Origin of the sequence: Holzapfeliella saturejae, from assembly GCF_037546065.1 — a bacterium.
Taxonomy (GTDB): domain Bacteria; phylum Bacillota; class Bacilli; order Lactobacillales; family Lactobacillaceae; genus Holzapfeliella; species Holzapfeliella saturejae.
In genome coordinates, this window is sequence record NZ_JAWMWG010000001.1 from 1156201 (window position 1) to 1171381 (window position 15181).

Consider the following 15181-nt stretch of genomic DNA (forward strand, 5'->3'; position numbering starts at 1 on the left):
CGCCTTATTTTGTTTTTTTATTCTTAAATAACTCAATTACACGGCTTGATTTGTAATCAACATTGCCATGTAAGGTATGATCAATGGTTGAGTTGAGTACTGCCCCCACCAAAAATACTAGTGCACTGAAGTTTAACCACAACATGAAAATGATAAAAGTTCCAATAATGCCATAGTTGGTTAAGCTTCGACTAAAATGCTCCAAGTAAAAACTAAATCCTTGAGACAAAATGCCCCATCCAATAATCGTCAAAAAGACACCGGGCCAAATACTGCGTTTTCTGATTGAAATATTGGGTAAAAAGTAATACAAGTACCCCACAATAGCACCCAATACAACAATAATAACAGGCCAACGATAATTGCTAATTTGATAAATAGGGTCCATCGAAAAGTTGAATACAGGTGCCAATAATTCTAGAATCTGCTGTCCAAAAATCAAAACAAATAAAATCGAAATTAAACCGATTATTAAAGTTGCCGTCAATAAAAACGAAACAATTCGGTTAACAATCGAAGCCATAAAAGATTGTTCCTTCATCGCATCTTGTACACGATAAACTTTATTTAGTGCAACTTTAATCGAATTAATCAGTCCACTAAATGCCCAAAGGGCCACAATAACCCCGAAAGACAAGAAGCCACCACTTGGCGGTTGCAAAACTTGCGTGATAATAGGGTTAATATAAGGACTAACTTCACGGGGTAAGATAAGACTGATATATTCAACAACCGGCTCTATCGTTGTGCTCATATTGAATAATCCTAAAACATAAGCTGCTATCAACAATAAAGGAAACAAAGCAAATAGTGCAAAGTAAGCAATAACAATCGCATTTTGATTGATTTCACCACTTGAAAGCACTTCAGATAATGTTTCAAACAGATACTTTATCCTAGAGTACTTTGGTTTATTAACTGTTCGCTTTACCGGGTGCTGTGGTTTTTTTCGAGGTGATTTTTTCTGCTCTTTTCGATACCCGTAAAATTCTTTTTTCATTATTTAAATAAATAATTTTTATCGAATTCTGGATCCTGTGAGGTTAAAATTTTAGGGCCATCTGCTGTAATGGCAATAGTATGTTCATATTGTGCACATTTTGAACCGTCTTCAGTTACGTAGTATACCCAGTCATCATCTGGATCATCAACAACGCGGCTAACCATTTCCCATGAACCTTGTGTAATCATTGGTTCAATTGTAATTGTCATACCTTCTTTTAGACGCAATCCACGACCTTTTTTACCAAAGTGTGGCACTTCTGGTTCTTCGTGCATTGTTGGTTGAATACCGTGACCAATTAATTCACGCACATCACCGTAGTTGTTTTCAACTTCAGTAAATTGTTGGATAGCATAACCAATATCACCAATACGATTGCCAACTTGAGCTTGATCAATACCAAGGTAAAGTGCTTTGTGTGCAATATCCATTAAGTCTTGGTCTTCTTTTGAAATTTCGCCAACAGCATAAGTCCAGCATGAATCACTTTCATAACCATCAAGGTTAATTGTCATATCAACAGAGACAACGTCGCCTTCTTTTAAGAAAACATCTTTACGAGGTGTTGCATGAGCAATTTCGTCATTTACGCTGACACAAGTTGCGTATTTGTAACCTTCAAACCCTTTTTCAGATGGAATTCCACCATTTTCAGTAATAAAATTGTCCGCAAATTCTTCAATTTCGTACAATGAGATACCAGGTTTAATTAATTTTTTGATTCCTAAGTGTGTTTGTGCTAGTAATTGTCCAGATTTAGCCATTCCTTCTAATTCTCGACGTGATTTTAATGTAATCAAAGTAAAACTCCTTTATATTTTAATCTTTACTATATTGAATCATATCACATTTATTATAACGTTTTTTGTTGATTAACAAAATACCTGGACTAAAAACCTCATATAATTATCAGCCAACTAGCGCTTGAGTCTGTTATAATAGATGGCGTCTATCCCCTGTTATCTTAACTACCAAAAGGAGGAGTTTACTTTGACAACTGCTAAAATAGTCTATGCCAGTATGACTGGTAACAATGAAGAAGTCGCTTCAATTATTGATGAAAAATTACAAGATATGGGTGTTGAAACCGATATGTCTGATATCACATTTAGTGACGTGAATGAATTTGCTGAGTATGATATTGCTTTAATGGTGCCCTATTCTTATGGTGAAGGTGAATTACCTGATGAAGCTTTAGATTTTTACGAAGATTTACTTGAAATCGATTTAACAGGACAAGTATTTGCTGTAGCTGGTTCAGGAGATGTCTTTTATGAAGATGCTTACTGTATTACGGTTGACGATTTCACAAAAGCCTTTTTGAAAATCGGCGGTGTACAAGCAGCTGAAAGTTTGAAAATCAACTTAGCACCTGATTTAGAAGATATCGAAAACATTGAACAATTTACCGAAAAAGTCGTTAACTTCTATGAAGCTAATCACAACTAAAAAAGCAATCAACTTAGGTTGATTGCTTTTTTGTTAGGCTTTAAAATCTTCAGGTCGTTCAATTATCTCTTGGTTAAAGTGGTAAGCAATTGCATCAGCAATTCGTTTTGAAGCCGTACCGTCACCATATGGATTTTGAGCATCGGCCATTGCTTGATAGATATCTTGATCATTTAATAATGTCATCATGGCTGACTTAACTTCTGCTTCATTAGTGCCAACTAATTTTAGTGTCCCTGCTTCAACACCTTCTGGACGTTCAGTTGTATCACGTAAAACTAAAACAGGCTTTTGAAGTGAAGGTGCTTCTTCTTGAACACCACCAGAATCAGTCATAATAAAGTAACTTCTTTTAGCTAAATTATGGAAATCGACAACATCTAAAGGCTGAATTAAGTGAATTCGAGGATCATTTCCTAGAACTTCTTGTGCCACTTTTTGAACAGCTGGACTTAAGTGAACAGGGTAAACAATTTCAACGTCATCATGTTGATCGACAACATCTTTCATCACTTTAAACACACGACGCATTGGTTCACCTTGGTTTTCACGACGATGCATTGTCACTAAAATCATACGCTTGTCTGAAGCAATTTCATCTAAAACACTATGATGGTAGTCACGTTGAACGGTTTGTTTCAACGCATCGATTGCTGTATTTCCAGTCACAAAAATATCATTTTCTGGATGATTTTCTTGTAATAAGTTAGCTTTACTTTTGAATGTTGGTGCAAAATAAATATCTGTCATCACATCAGTTAGTTGGCGATTCATTTCTTCTGGAAATGGTGAGTATTTATTCCAAGTTCTAAGACCAGCTTCAACGTGTCCTAGTACTTTTTGTTGATAAAAAGTTGATAAACTAGCAGCAAATGAGGTTGTCGTATCACCATGAACTAACACGATGTCAGGCTGTTCATCGATAATTACCTTTTCAAGATCTAACATCACACGACTCGTAATTTGGCTAAGTGTTTGACCAGCTTTCATAATATTGAAGTCATAATCTGGTTTGATTTCAAAAATTTCAAGCACTTGATCTAACATTTCACGATGTTGTGCGGTAACTACCGTAATTTCTTCAAATTCTTCTGGTCTATTTTTTAATTCTAAAACAAGTGGTGCCATTTTAATTGCTTCTGGTCTTGTCCCAAAAACAGTCATTACTTTTACTTTATTTCCCAATGAAATACCTCCGTCATTTCTCAACTTTTTCCATTATATGTTTTAAATTCATTATAAGCAAAAAACAATCATAATAACACCCAAAAAACATGATAAAATTAAGGTACTATATTTTAATAAGGAGCTTTTTTATGACACTTAAAAATTTCGAAACATTATTAGGTAAATATGCTGACCTCACCATTCAAACTGGTGTTGCGGTTAAACCTGGCGATACTATCGTTTTACAAATTGCAACAGATCAACGTGAATTCGCCCACTTACTTGCAGAAAAAGCCTATGAACAAGGTGCTGCTGAAGTTATTGTTAAGTGGCAAGATGAAACCCTTAACCGCTTAAACTTACTTCATGCTGATGAAGACCGTTTAACTACTTTCAGCTCTTCCCAAGAAGCACAAGTGAATGAATGGCTAGATAAAAAAGTTAAACGTATTTCTGTAATTTCAAATAACCCTGATGCCTTAAGTGGTGTCGATCAAAACCGTTTAGCTAAAATGCAATCAGCAATGACTAAAGGGATGTTACCGATTCGTCGTGCAACTCAAAATAATGACTTAAGCTGGACAATTGTGGGAGCAGCTAGTGAAGGTTGGGCTAAACATGTCTTCCCTGATGTTTCCCCTGCTGAAGCTGTTGATAAATTATGGCATGAAATTTTCAAAACCACTCGTATTTATGCTGAAAACCCAATTGAAGCTTGGCAAGAACACAAAACAAACTTACGCCAAAAAGCTAAAGTTCTAAACGATAAACAATTTAAAGCACTTCACTACACTAGTGATTTAACAGACATCACAATTGGTCTACCTCAAAACCACATTTGGCATAGTGCTGGTGCTGTTAACCGTGATGGCGAAGAATTTATGCCAAATATGCCAACTGAAGAAGTCTTTACAGCACCTGATTTTCGCTATATCGATGGAGTGATTGCTTCAACTAAACCGCTATCTTACAGTGGCCAACTAATTGAAGGAATTAAAGTCACATTCAAAGATGGTCAAATCACCAAAATCACCGCTGATAAAGGGCAAGAAACCTTAGAACATCTGATTCAAACGGATGATGGCGCCAAATCACTAGGTGAAGTGGCACTAGTACCTTATTCATCCCCTATCTCACAATCTCAAATCATTTTCTTCAATACTTTATTTGATGAAAATGCTTCAAACCATGTGGCAATTGGCGCAGCTTATCCATTTTCAATCGAAAACGGAACTGAAATGAGTCCAATCGAACTTCGCAAAAACGGCTTAAATGTTAGTCAAACTCACGTTGATTTTATGGTTGGCTCAAATAAAATGAACATTGAAGGAATCGCTGAAGATGGGTCTCGTTTCCAAGTATTTGAAAATGGTGAATGGGCATTTTAATCCCCTCATTCCCCCTTCTTCTTTTAGCGAGTTTTTTGATTTCATTAGCCACATTTTGTTACGTCTTTGCTTTTGCCACACGTAAACATTTTGACTATGTCAAACTATTGTTTCCTTTAGCCATTTTGTTTACGCTTTTGGCTCTCATTGTGATTTACTTCTTACTAAAATAAAAACCATGTGCTTTTTAAGCACATGGTTTTTTTGATGACCCCGATCAGAATTGAACTGATGACCTACTGCTTAGGAGGCAGTTGCTCTATCCTGCTGAGCTACGAGGCCAATACTTTTTTATTATAACACTTTAAGTAAAAGTTAAAAGTATCAGTTCACAGTTTTATCGAGGTCATTTTCTCTTTTAATGTACCTTGTCCAAATCATAAATGAAATTAAAAAGTTAACTGCAATTAAACCCAGCGCATTCAAATCTAAGTTGGTTGCTAAAAAACCATTTAAAAATGGCGGTACAATCGTGGGTAATGCAATCTGGATAGGTTCAATCAACTTCATAGATAAGGCAATATAAGTGGTAATCAAACTGATAATCGGTGTAATCATAAACGGAATAAAGTAGCGTTTATTCAATATCACGGGGATACCAAAAAGCGTTGAACTATTGAGATTAAAAATCCCTGGTGCCAGCGAATATTTAGCTACTCGTCGTCTTTCAGGTATTTTAGAGAAAAACAAAACACCTAATACGAACGCTAAAGTGCTTCCGACTCCACCAATAAAAACATAGCTATCTAGTGTTGATTTGGTTAGTAGATAGTGAGGTAATTGGTGATAATTAGCGGCTTCAATATTAAAATTTTGGCTAGTTAAGTAAATGAACTCAGTGACAGTCAGCATCAAATTATAACCCTGAAAATTAAAATAACAATACAACTGGATTAGTAATAAGAAAATTAAAATCACGACAAAATTCTGACTCATTGCCACCACATTTAACTGTAGTTGATTAAACATATCTCTTAAAGTCAAATGCAACATTTTGGGTGTTTCTCTAAAATAAACAAACATCACTAAAAGTGTCACTAAAAATGAGGTTAAATGACTCAACTTCTTATAAAACCACGTGAAGCGACCAGGCATAATACTAAGTTGAAATTGCAACTTGGTCATAAAATTATAAACAACTACAAAGATGGTACTAACAAAAAACGCAAAAAATAAATTTTGCGTTGATAAATTCTGCCAAGTCACTTTGAAGTTGAAATTTAAAAATCCACTAGCTAGCAAGTAAGAGGACACACTGATGATAGACCCTAAAACAGCATCATTATCATACAACAAAGCTAAAAAATAGCCCCATACTAAAATAAACCAGAAACTATAAATTGGCAGTGTTAATGTCCAAATTCCTTGATTAATTGGACCTAGCCAAAACAAAAAATCTTTTAAGAACGGTAAATGAAAATAACTCAAAAAAACATTTGAAAAATTTTCTAATAAAATCGTTAATGATCCTAACAAGGCAACGATCATCAAGACATCTAATGTCTGTTTAAGCGCAAGTAGCCACCTTAAATGTTTGAGGTTATCTACCATTTTAAGGCTATATTTTGTTATAAAATCTAATTTTTTTTGGGTTGAATTCACATTAAGATTTCTTGCCATGGTACCCTTTGTTTTTTTGTTTACGTTTGCGATTTTTCTTCACTTTTTTCTTCTTTGGTTTTGGCTGAATGGCTTTTTTGAACTCTGTTGTCGGATTATCTGATTTGTCACTTAATTCCTGGCGAGTTTTATCAATATGTGTTTCTTTTTGAGCCTGTAAGTCTTCTTCTTTTTTAGGTTGAGCAAAAGGTTTATCAGTTGTTAAATGGTGACCCACCAAATAAATTTTTTGCAACTGATCACCTAAGTTAGCTAATTTTTTCAAGTCACGAAAATCATGATTGTTCCCCATTGAAATCACAGTTCCTTGAGCATCCATACGACCTGTTCGACCTGCTCGATGAATATAAGACTCTTGACTACGAGGTAAATCATAGTTAATAACATACTTTAAGTTTTTGATGTCCATTCCTCGAGAAGCAATATCTGTTGCAAAAATAGCATCAATCTTACCTTTTTGTAAATCCGAAATTGCACGTTGTCTTTGCATTTTGTTTTCGTTATTAGCTAAAACTCCAAACTTCAATGCACGATGTGACATCGTTTGTGCGACTTTTTCAAGTGAGTGCACACTATTGAAAAAGACCATCGCTGAAAAATCATCAACTGAAGATAAACGAGTTAAAACATCTGTTTTGTTTTCATTACCAACTTTTAAGAATCGATGATGAATATTATTTTTTGAAATATCTGGGCGAACATCCACTAAGATAAACGCATTTCCAAATACTTCTTCTGGATTTTGAGTCGTTTCTGAATCCGTTGCCCCAAATAATAAAATTTGTGATTCTTCGGGCATTTCATCTGAAAATGATCCAATCATATCAATTGAATCCAGTACTAATAAATCATCTGCTTCATCTAAAACCAAGGCGTTTGCTTTTTGTGGTTTGATTTTGTTTTCAGTAACCATATCAAATAAACGTCCTAGAGTCGCAATAATGATTTCAGGTTTTTTCTTTTTCAAGTTTTCAATTTGACGTTTGCGATTACCGCTTCCAACTAAAGCCATCGTTTTCAGTCCTTGTGCTTTAGCAAACGGTTGCAAGGCATCCCTCACTTGAACAGCCAACTCATTAGTTGGTTCCAAAATGATAACCGATTGATAGTCTCCAGGATTAGTCTTTTCAATCAATGGCAACCCGTAAGCATAAGTCTTCCCTGTTCCAGTTGGTGAAAGTCCTACAACAGAAGCGCCTTCTTTAATAGATTGATAGCTTCGACTTTGGATTTCAGTTGTTTTTGTAATGTGTTGTTCTTTTAAAATTGCTTGTATATTATCGTTATAGTTCATAGAATTAATCATCCTAATCTTTTAATTTTTATTATTAAAATAAGTATCAATTTATTTTCTCATATTTTAAGTCATTTGGTAAACGTTCACTCAAATATTATCAATTTTTTATTGATTAATCATCTATCTTCCTATTTTATTTTTCTGTATAATGGTTAATTGAAAAAAATATTTAAAGAAGAAGGTGGAATCGTTAGATGTCTAATAATTTAAAGAAGACCATGAATTTCTCACAAGCCCTCTCAACTGTAATGGGGATTGTGATTGGTGCTGGGGTATTTTTCAAAATATCTAGTGTTGCCAGTTCAACGCAGTCTGCTAGTTTAACTGTTTTTGTGTGGGTTTTGGCCGGGCTATTGTCCATCGCCAGTGGATTAACTGTTTCTGAATTAGCAACTGCCCTTCCTGTTACAGGTGGGCCAACAAAGTATATTGAATATACTTATGGTAAGCCCGCAGGATTTTTATTTGGATGGTCACAAATGGCCATTTACTTCCCTGCCAACATTGCCGCTTTAAGTATCATCTTTGGCGAACAATTTGCCAGTCTTTTTGGCATTAGTCAATCGCTAATTGTGCCTATTGCGCTAATTGTTTCAACATCGATTATGCTACTTAATTTTGTTGGAAATAAAGTCTCCGGTAAATTGCAAAGCATCACAATGATTGCTAAGTTGATTCCAATTGTTTTAATTATTGGTTTTGGTTTATTCAAGCCAAGTCCTGTTAATCCTTCATTATTCCCTATCACTTCTGGAGAAGGAACACCTTTCTTCACTGCATTAAGTGGTGGTTTACTTGCCACAATGTTTGCTTATGATGGCTGGATTAATGTTGGTAATATGGCTGGTGAAATGAAAAATCCTAAAAAAGACTTGCCTAGAGCCATTATTTTGGGACTAAGTTTAGTGACACTAATTTATGTCTTGATTAACTATGCCTTTGTTTCAGCATTACCTGTTGATCAATTAGCCGGCAATGGTAATGCCGCTTTTGATAGTTCACGTTTATTCTTTGGTGAATTTGGTGGACGTTTGGTCACACTAGGTATTTTAGTTTCAGTTTATGGGACAATTAACGGTTACACAATGACAGGTATTCGTGTTCCTTATACATTAGCTTCAAATGGTAGTTTGCCATTTAGTAATGCCTTCAAAAAATTAAATAAATCAGGTGCACCTTATATTTCTGGATTATTCACTTTAGCTATTACGTTTATTATGATTTTCTTAGGTAGCTTCAACCTCCTAACAGATATGCTTGTTTTTGTAATTTGGAGTTTTACAACACTTCTATCAATTGGTGTTATTGTCCTTAGAAAACGTGAGCCAGAACTTGAACGTCCTTATAAAGTGCTATTCTACCCAGTTATTCCTGCTATCTCAATCTTAGGTGGACTGTTCATTGTCGTTTCAACATTAATTACACAATTTGAGTTATCACTAATTGGGATACTCGTCACTTTAATTGGACTACCCATTTATTTTTATCAAAAAAGAAAAAATGAAAAGTCTTCTTAATTAAGAAGACTTTTTTTATTGGTTATTTTTAGGAGTTTTAGTGTTATGTCTCAAGAAATGAAAAAGAATCTTAAATTCTCACAAGCATTGTCGACTGTTATGGGAATTGTAATCGGATCAGGTATCTTCTTTAAAATCGCCTCTATTACACAACTAACACAATCAACTAGTATGACGCTTTTTGTGTGGTTTTTTGCAGGGATTTTATCAATTGCTAGTGGATTGACAGTAGCTGAACTGGCAACGGCTTTGCCTGTTACAGGTGGGCCGATTAAATATATCGAATATACTTATGGTAAACCACTGAGCTTCTTGTATGGCTGGGCTCAAATTTTGATTTACTTTCCCGCTTCCATTGCTTCTCTCATGCTTGTTTTTTCGCAACAGCTTATTGTTTTACTTGGAATTGATGTGAGTTGGACAATTCCTTTTGCGGTTTTGTGTTTAGCTTCAATTGCTTTAATTAACTTTATTGGTAATAAAGCATCTGGAATTTTGCAAGTCGTCTCTTTAGTTGTGAAATTAATTCCAGTTGCTTTGATTGTGATTGTAGGCTTAATTCATCAGCCTAAAGTCCTAGTTGATGTCTTCCCCATCACTTCTGGTCATAGTGTCCCGTTCTTTGTCGCATTAAGTGGCGGGCTACTTTCAGCGATGTATGCTTATGAAGGTTGGATCAACGTTGGGAATTTAGCCGGCGAATTAAAACGACCTAGTAAGGATTTGCCTAAGGCTATTATTCTAGGATTGAGCTTGGTAACGGTAATTTATGTGCTTATTAACTTTGCGTTTTTATCAAGTTTACCGATTGAGCAACTAGCGGGTAATCCTAATGCCGCTTTTGATAGTTCTCGTGTCTTGTTTGGTAACTTAGGTGGCCGATTAGTCACGATTGGTATTTTAGTGTCTGTTTATGGCACGATTAATGGTTTTGTGATGACAGGGATGCGTTTACCTTACACCTTAGCCAAAAGTAATCAATTGCCATTCAGTCAACACTTTAAAAAACTCAATCGATTTGGTGTGCCGATGATATCAGGACTACTTATTTGTGGAATCTCAATTCTGTTACTGTTCTTAGGTAACTTTGAAAATCTAACCAATATGCTAGTCTTTGTCATGTGGACATTCACTACCCTTATCTCAGTAGCTGTTTTAATTCTTAGAAAACGTGAACCAGAGCTTGAACGACCATATAAAGTGTTGTTTTATCCCATCATTCCTATTATTTCTATTTTAGGTGGTGGCTTTATCGTCATTGCTACCTTTATCACACAATTCCAATTATCACTGATTGGTATTTTAGTGACCTTGACAGGTTTACCTGTTTACTATTACTACCACAAAAAAAATAAAGCTTAGGCAGTTGCCTAGGCTTTATTTTTTTGCACTTCCATAAAGATTGCCATATGGTCTGAGGTCTGTAAATCTCTCAGATTAATGGCTTTAATGCTGTACTGGTTTTTAGGTAATAAAACATGGTCTATCGGCGTTCTAAAATAACTTGGTAACTTTGAAGTCGGCCACGTTCCTCTTTCAAAAAAAGGTAGTGCGTTAAGACCATCTTCATGTGTGTTAATGTTAGTCAACTGGCCATGCTTCATATTGGCATTAAAATCACCAACTAAGATACTATCTGGATTTTGGTTGGCTAGTTGATTGCTAATTGTTCGCAAATCTTTTTGCCAGTAATTCATTAAATACCCTGGAATCGGTGGTGCAGCATGTAACCCAATAATGCTTGGAACATTTGCAGTTTGAGATTTCAAATTAACACTTTTAAATGTTGGTTGTGGTGCTTGTCTTTGTTGCGTGAATTGAGCAAATGACTTTTTGACGATAGTCGTCACTCCTGCGACTCCTGTTGGATGATCAGAAATAAACACATCATACTGATCATAATTCACGTTAGCTGCCTTAAATAGTTGTTGAATTCGCTCACGAGAACCCGCACTTGAAGGACGTTCATCAAACTCAGCAAGAACTGCAATATCAGTATTATATTCGCCAAAGATAGTTTGAATATTAGCAGAACTCAATTGATTAGCTGAATTGTATGACACTATTTTGAATGAAGGTTGGGTTGTCTCAACTGACTGATTAGTAAAGCTACCCTCTTGACTACCCACGACTAAGACGCCTGATAATACTAGCATCATTAACCACATGATAAGTGAGGGCTTTCGGTTATCTTTCTTGTAGCTATTCACACCAAGCATTAAGAGTGCGAAGATTATAATCACGACACCAAAAAATAGTGAAAATGAATAAAACTGTGCTAGCCCAAGTTGTATTGATAAAAATTGATTCAACTCAGCTTTGGGAAAAAGTGCATAAGATAATACGATAACGCTGTACAATAAGACAACTAACCCCAATAAAAGCTGTCTTTTCTTAATAGATTTCATCGTTTCTCCTCCAAAGAGAATTTTAATTGAACAGTAAGCATATCATAGCAATAAATATTTCGCTTAATTGATTAATTAATCTCAATATATGGAGAAAAAAGAGATTTACAAAATTTGATTTATATCTATGTTATATCCTACTGATGTCAGTTCTTTGACTAAACCATACTCAAAATTTTTGTCTTCTAAATAAACATATCCTGAGATATCATTAGGCAATTCTAAATCCCCTTTACAAATAACAGCAACATTTTTTCTTCCTAATTTTGCAGTCAAATAACCATGCTCAAAAACTACATTTTGGCGTGCTCGCTCATTCAATTCGTTATCTTCTGCTTTTTCTCTAGAATTACCCAAATCACAAGGTGTATATAATACAATCCCATATCCTACGTCCGAATATTTTTCAATCTTTTCTATAATAGTTTGTCCTGCATTTGCTTGTTCATGTAATATAATTGGTTTTAAGCTAAGTTTTTCTAAAAATCTAGCAACTTCAGATTTCAGATCATTATCATGTCCATGTACAAGAAAAATCTCTCTACTTAAGGATTTTTCTTTACCTTCAATATATTTGTTGCTGATTCCCACTTTGCTTTTTTGGTTATTTATAGATATCTTTTTTAAGTCATTTATATCGTTATAGTGTGTAGATTTTTGTTTACTTTCACTATATTTGTTATTGAATTTCACTTTGTTCTTTTGGGCATCTATAAGCATCTTTCTTAAATTATTTATATTGTTATAGTGTGTATCATAATCAGCTTTAAGTGGGTCTGAACTCACGCTTTCCAAATTTTTAGTATACCATTTTATTATGTTTTTACAGTATTGCTCGAAAACATCAAATTCTAAATTTCCATCTTTTATTCCCTCATATAAATTTTTACACATTTTAAAAATATGTTCATTATTACTATACGTAGGAAAACTATCTTTCAACATTTCTAATTGTACTTTTATTAAATTTTTAGAATACATAAATTAATTATTTACACCTCTTAGTTTTTCTCAAGCACCGTCACACATTCCACGTGTTGTGTCATTGGGAACATATCAACTGGTTGAATTGTTTTAGTTGTATAACCATATTCTTCAAACTCTTTAATATCACGCATCAAAGTAGCCGGATTACATGAAATGTAAATCACCTTACGAGGGGCAATTTTAGCAGTCGATTGAATGAATTCACTGGTTACACCTTTTCTTGGTGGATCAGCAATCACAACTGTCGCTTGTTTACCTTCTTCTGCCCAATGATTCATGTATTCTTCTGACTTACCTAAGAAGAATTCAGAGTTTGTAATGTGGTTTAAAGTGGCATTATTTTTAGCATCTTCTACCGCTGATTTCACCACTTCAACACCCGTTACACTTTTAACTTCTTTAGCCACTGAAAGGCCAATTGTCCCAATACCTGAATAGGTATCTAATACTTCATCATCTTGGTTCAATTCTGCCATTTCAACGGCCTTTTGGTAAAGTGTTGGTGTTTGACTTGAATTAATTTGGAAGAATGATTGCGGTGAAATCATAAAGGTTTGGTCACCGATTTTATCAGTAATATAAGAATTACCTGCTAATAAGCGGTTCTTTTTACCCATAATCACATTAGTTTTTTGTGGGTTATGGTTCAAATAAACGCTTTTGACTTCTTCAAGTTGATGAATTTCATCAGCAATTTCAGGTAAGTGTTTGAATTTTTTATCTAAACAAACTAAAACAACCATAATTTCACCCGTGAAGTAACCACGGCGAACAATGATATTCTTCACTTGTCCACGATGATTACGTTCGTCATATCCAGTAATGCCGTATTGACGTAGGATTTCACGAACACCTTTAATCGTGTTATCGATTTTTGGATCTTGGATTAAGAAATCTTCCATAACCACTAAGTCATGAGAACGTTTTCTAAAGAAGCCAACTTCAAGTTGCCTTTTGACTTGGCGAACAGGCACTTGTGCTTTATTACGGTAACCTAATTCATTAGGTGAAGCAATCGTCTCTAAAACATCAATATCTAATTTGTTCTTTTCAACTAATGTCTTAACTTGTTTTGTTTTGAATTCAAGTTGCTTAGCATAAGTTAAGTGTGCAAGTGGGGCAATCCCTGTTTGTGCCCACTTGTTAGATGACATTTCTACACGGTCTGGACTTTTAGTTTCAATAGAAACAGTTTTAGCAAAACCAAAGCCTTTTTTAAGCTTCAAAATTTTAGCCGTAACGACTTCACCAGGTAAAGCGTTATCAACGAATAGCGTCATACCTTCATCAGTATGTGCCACGCCCATCCCTTCATAACTTAAATCAGTAATCGTCAATTGTAGTTCTTGGTTCTTATTTAACATATTATCTCCTAGGCTCTAAAAAACTGTACCCAATGAAATAGGTACAGTTTTTTTAGTACGTTTAAAAATTAACATAAAACTCAATATGTTGAGTTAAATTTTCAAATAATAGCGGAAAAGTAGTTCCTTTTTCACCATCAATATTCACATCATTGCCATGTTGGTTATCATCTAGCAATTCTGCTTGTAGTGTTTTTGTTTTAACAAAAATCACATCATTATCAGCGAGATGTTTGCAATCATCTACCGCTAATTTAATTAATCGCAATAACCGTCTAATTTTAGTCGGTTTCACAATCAACAGTCCAAAATAACCATCTGAAAACTCAGGAACTGGTAATATTTTTTCAAATCCACCAATTGAATTCGTTAGTCCCAGCAAAAACAAAACAGTCTCGCCCTCAAAAACACCGTTGTCATAAGTCAACCGAACTTTTCGAGGCTGAAGCCCTGCTAATAATTTAACCCCATGCATGAGATAAGCACTATAACCAAAAACAGATTTTTGCTGCCAAGTGGGAGCATACGTCACTTCCGTCACGTGTCCGCCACCTGCATTATTCACAAAATATTGGCTATGCGTTTTGGAATAAGCATGCCCTATATCTAATTTTTGCGTTTGACCCTTTAGAATAACCTCGGCTGCAGCCTTAAAGTTATTTCGAGGAATGTGCAGTGCACGAGCAAAATCATTAGCGGTTCCTGCTGGTACAATAGCTACTTTTGGTCTTGTTTCAAGCGGGGCAATCCCGTTGATAATTTGATCTAGGGTGCCGTCACCACCAGCTGAAACAATTAAATCAAACCCTGCTTTTGCAACACGAATTGCTTCGCTTTTAGCAGAATCTTTTTCTTCAGTTGTTTGAAACGAACTCGCTTCAAATCCCGCCTCTTCAAGTACAGCTAAAATATCCACCACACTTGTTGTCACGGGTTTATGTCCAGAAGTCGGGTTGTAAATCAATCTGGCTTTTGGCACTC

At 35.0% G+C, this 15181-nt stretch carries 13 protein-coding genes and 1 tRNA gene; 4 read left to right on the top strand and 10 right to left on the bottom strand.

The annotated features are described in order from the left end of the window. Positions 1 to 4: 4 nt before the first annotated feature. Positions 5 to 1000, bottom strand: coding sequence for a YihY/virulence factor BrkB family protein (locus tag R4Y45_RS05770; protein ID WP_339970191.1), 996 nt, complete (start codon positions 998 to 1000; stop codon positions 5 to 7). After that, positions 1000 to 1803, bottom strand: a complete 804-nt coding sequence (map, locus tag R4Y45_RS05775; RefSeq protein ID WP_339970193.1) for a type I methionyl aminopeptidase — start codon at positions 1801 to 1803, stop codon at positions 1000 to 1002. Before map ends, R4Y45_RS05770 begins: the two co-directional genes overlap by 1 nt. Positions 1804 to 1993: 190 nt before the next feature. Here map and R4Y45_RS05780 point away from each other — a divergent pair, with 190 nt between their 5' ends. Continuing rightward, on the top strand, positions 1994 to 2452 hold the full coding sequence (locus R4Y45_RS05780; RefSeq protein ID WP_339970195.1) for a flavodoxin: 459 nt from the start codon (positions 1994 to 1996) through the stop codon (positions 2450 to 2452). A gap of 33 nt (positions 2453 to 2485) precedes the next feature. On the opposite strand, the gene wecB is transcribed toward R4Y45_RS05780, so the two are convergent. Then, a complete protein-coding gene (wecB, locus tag R4Y45_RS05785; RefSeq protein WP_339970266.1) occupies positions 2486 to 3616 on the bottom strand; it encodes a non-hydrolyzing UDP-N-acetylglucosamine 2-epimerase in 1131 nt (376 codons plus the stop codon). A 152-nt stretch (positions 3617 to 3768) separates the two neighbouring features. On the opposite strand from wecB, the gene R4Y45_RS05790 reads away from it, so the two are divergent. Continuing rightward, positions 3769 to 5007: an aminopeptidase gene (locus R4Y45_RS05790; RefSeq protein WP_339970196.1), complete on the top strand. Its 1239-nt coding sequence runs from the start codon at positions 3769 to 3771 to the stop codon at positions 5005 to 5007. Between the two features lie 208 nt (positions 5008 to 5215). Here R4Y45_RS05790 and R4Y45_RS05795 read toward each other — a convergent pair. From R4Y45_RS05795 to R4Y45_RS05805, 3 genes are all read right to left on the bottom strand, one after another. Further along, positions 5216 to 5289: transfer RNA gene (locus R4Y45_RS05795), tRNA-Arg, on the bottom strand. A 42-nt stretch (positions 5290 to 5331) separates the two neighbouring features. Continuing rightward, positions 5332 to 6558: a PTS transporter subunit EIIC gene (locus R4Y45_RS05800; protein WP_339970197.1), complete on the bottom strand. Its 1227-nt coding sequence runs from the start codon at positions 6556 to 6558 to the stop codon at positions 5332 to 5334. Positions 6559 to 6610: 52 nt separating this feature from the next. Continuing rightward, positions 6611 to 7921: a DEAD/DEAH box helicase gene (locus R4Y45_RS05805; protein WP_339970198.1), complete on the bottom strand. Its 1311-nt coding sequence runs from the start codon at positions 7919 to 7921 to the stop codon at positions 6611 to 6613. Positions 7922 to 8118: 197 nt separating this feature from the next. On the opposite strand from R4Y45_RS05805, the gene R4Y45_RS05810 reads away from it, so the two are divergent. Beyond that, positions 8119 to 9441, top strand: coding sequence for an APC family permease (locus R4Y45_RS05810; protein ID WP_339970199.1), 1323 nt, complete (start codon positions 8119 to 8121; stop codon positions 9439 to 9441). Positions 9442 to 9498: 57 nt separating this feature from the next. Next, positions 9499 to 10803: an APC family permease gene (locus tag R4Y45_RS05815; protein ID WP_412747370.1), complete on the top strand. Its 1305-nt coding sequence runs from the start codon at positions 9499 to 9501 to the stop codon at positions 10801 to 10803. 8 nt (positions 10804 to 10811) lie between these two features. On the opposite strand, the gene R4Y45_RS05820 is transcribed toward R4Y45_RS05815, so the two are convergent. The 4 genes from R4Y45_RS05820 to R4Y45_RS05835 form a co-directional block, all read right to left on the bottom strand. Next, positions 10812 to 11849, bottom strand: coding sequence for an endonuclease/exonuclease/phosphatase family protein (locus R4Y45_RS05820; RefSeq protein WP_339970201.1), 1038 nt, complete (start codon positions 11847 to 11849; stop codon positions 10812 to 10814). 105 nt (positions 11850 to 11954) lie between these two features. Further along, on the bottom strand, positions 11955 to 12830 hold the full coding sequence (locus R4Y45_RS05825; RefSeq protein ID WP_339970202.1) for a TIR domain-containing protein: 876 nt from the start codon (positions 12828 to 12830) through the stop codon (positions 11955 to 11957). Positions 12831 to 12850: 20 nt separating this feature from the next. Then, positions 12851 to 14200, bottom strand: coding sequence for a 23S rRNA (uracil(1939)-C(5))-methyltransferase RlmD (gene rlmD, locus R4Y45_RS05830; RefSeq protein WP_339970203.1), 1350 nt, complete (start codon positions 14198 to 14200; stop codon positions 12851 to 12853). A gap of 61 nt (positions 14201 to 14261) precedes the next feature. After that, entirely contained in the window at positions 14262 to 15179 is a 918-nt protein-coding gene (locus R4Y45_RS05835; RefSeq protein ID WP_339970204.1) for a diacylglycerol kinase, read from the bottom strand. Positions 15180 to 15181: the final 2 nt, after the last annotated feature.

What these genes read in the sequence shown, in the direction of transcription:
- R4Y45_RS05800 (WP_339970197.1), bottom strand. Translation starts at nt 6,558, where the DNA reads ATGGTAGATAACCTCAAACATTTAAGGTGGCTACTTGCGCTTAAACAG.
- R4Y45_RS05790 (WP_339970196.1), top strand. Translation starts at nt 3,769, where the DNA reads ATGACACTTAAAAATTTCGAAACATTATTAGGTAAATATGCTGACCTC.
- R4Y45_RS05805 (WP_339970198.1), bottom strand. Translation starts at nt 7,921, where the DNA reads ATGAACTATAACGATAATATACAAGCAATTTTAAAAGAACAACACATT.
- R4Y45_RS05825 (WP_339970202.1), bottom strand. Translation starts at nt 12,830, where the DNA reads ATGTATTCTAAAAATTTAATAAAAGTACAATTAGAAATGTTGAAAGAT.
- wecB (WP_339970266.1), bottom strand. Translation starts at nt 3,616, where the DNA reads ATGACTGTTTTTGGGACAAGACCAGAAGCAATTAAAATGGCACCACTT.
- R4Y45_RS05770 (WP_339970191.1), bottom strand. Translation starts at nt 1,000, where the DNA reads ATGAAAAAAGAATTTTACGGGTATCGAAAAGAGCAGAAAAAATCACCT.
- R4Y45_RS05810 (WP_339970199.1), top strand. Translation starts at nt 8,119, where the DNA reads ATGTCTAATAATTTAAAGAAGACCATGAATTTCTCACAAGCCCTCTCA.
- R4Y45_RS05820 (WP_339970201.1), bottom strand. Translation starts at nt 11,849, where the DNA reads ATGAAATCTATTAAGAAAAGACAGCTTTTATTGGGGTTAGTTGTCTTA.
- rlmD (WP_339970203.1), bottom strand. Translation starts at nt 14,200, where the DNA reads ATGTTAAATAAGAACCAAGAACTACAATTGACGATTACTGATTTAAGT.
- R4Y45_RS05815 (WP_412747370.1), top strand. Translation starts at nt 9,499, where the DNA reads ATGAAAAAGAATCTTAAATTCTCACAAGCATTGTCGACTGTTATGGGA.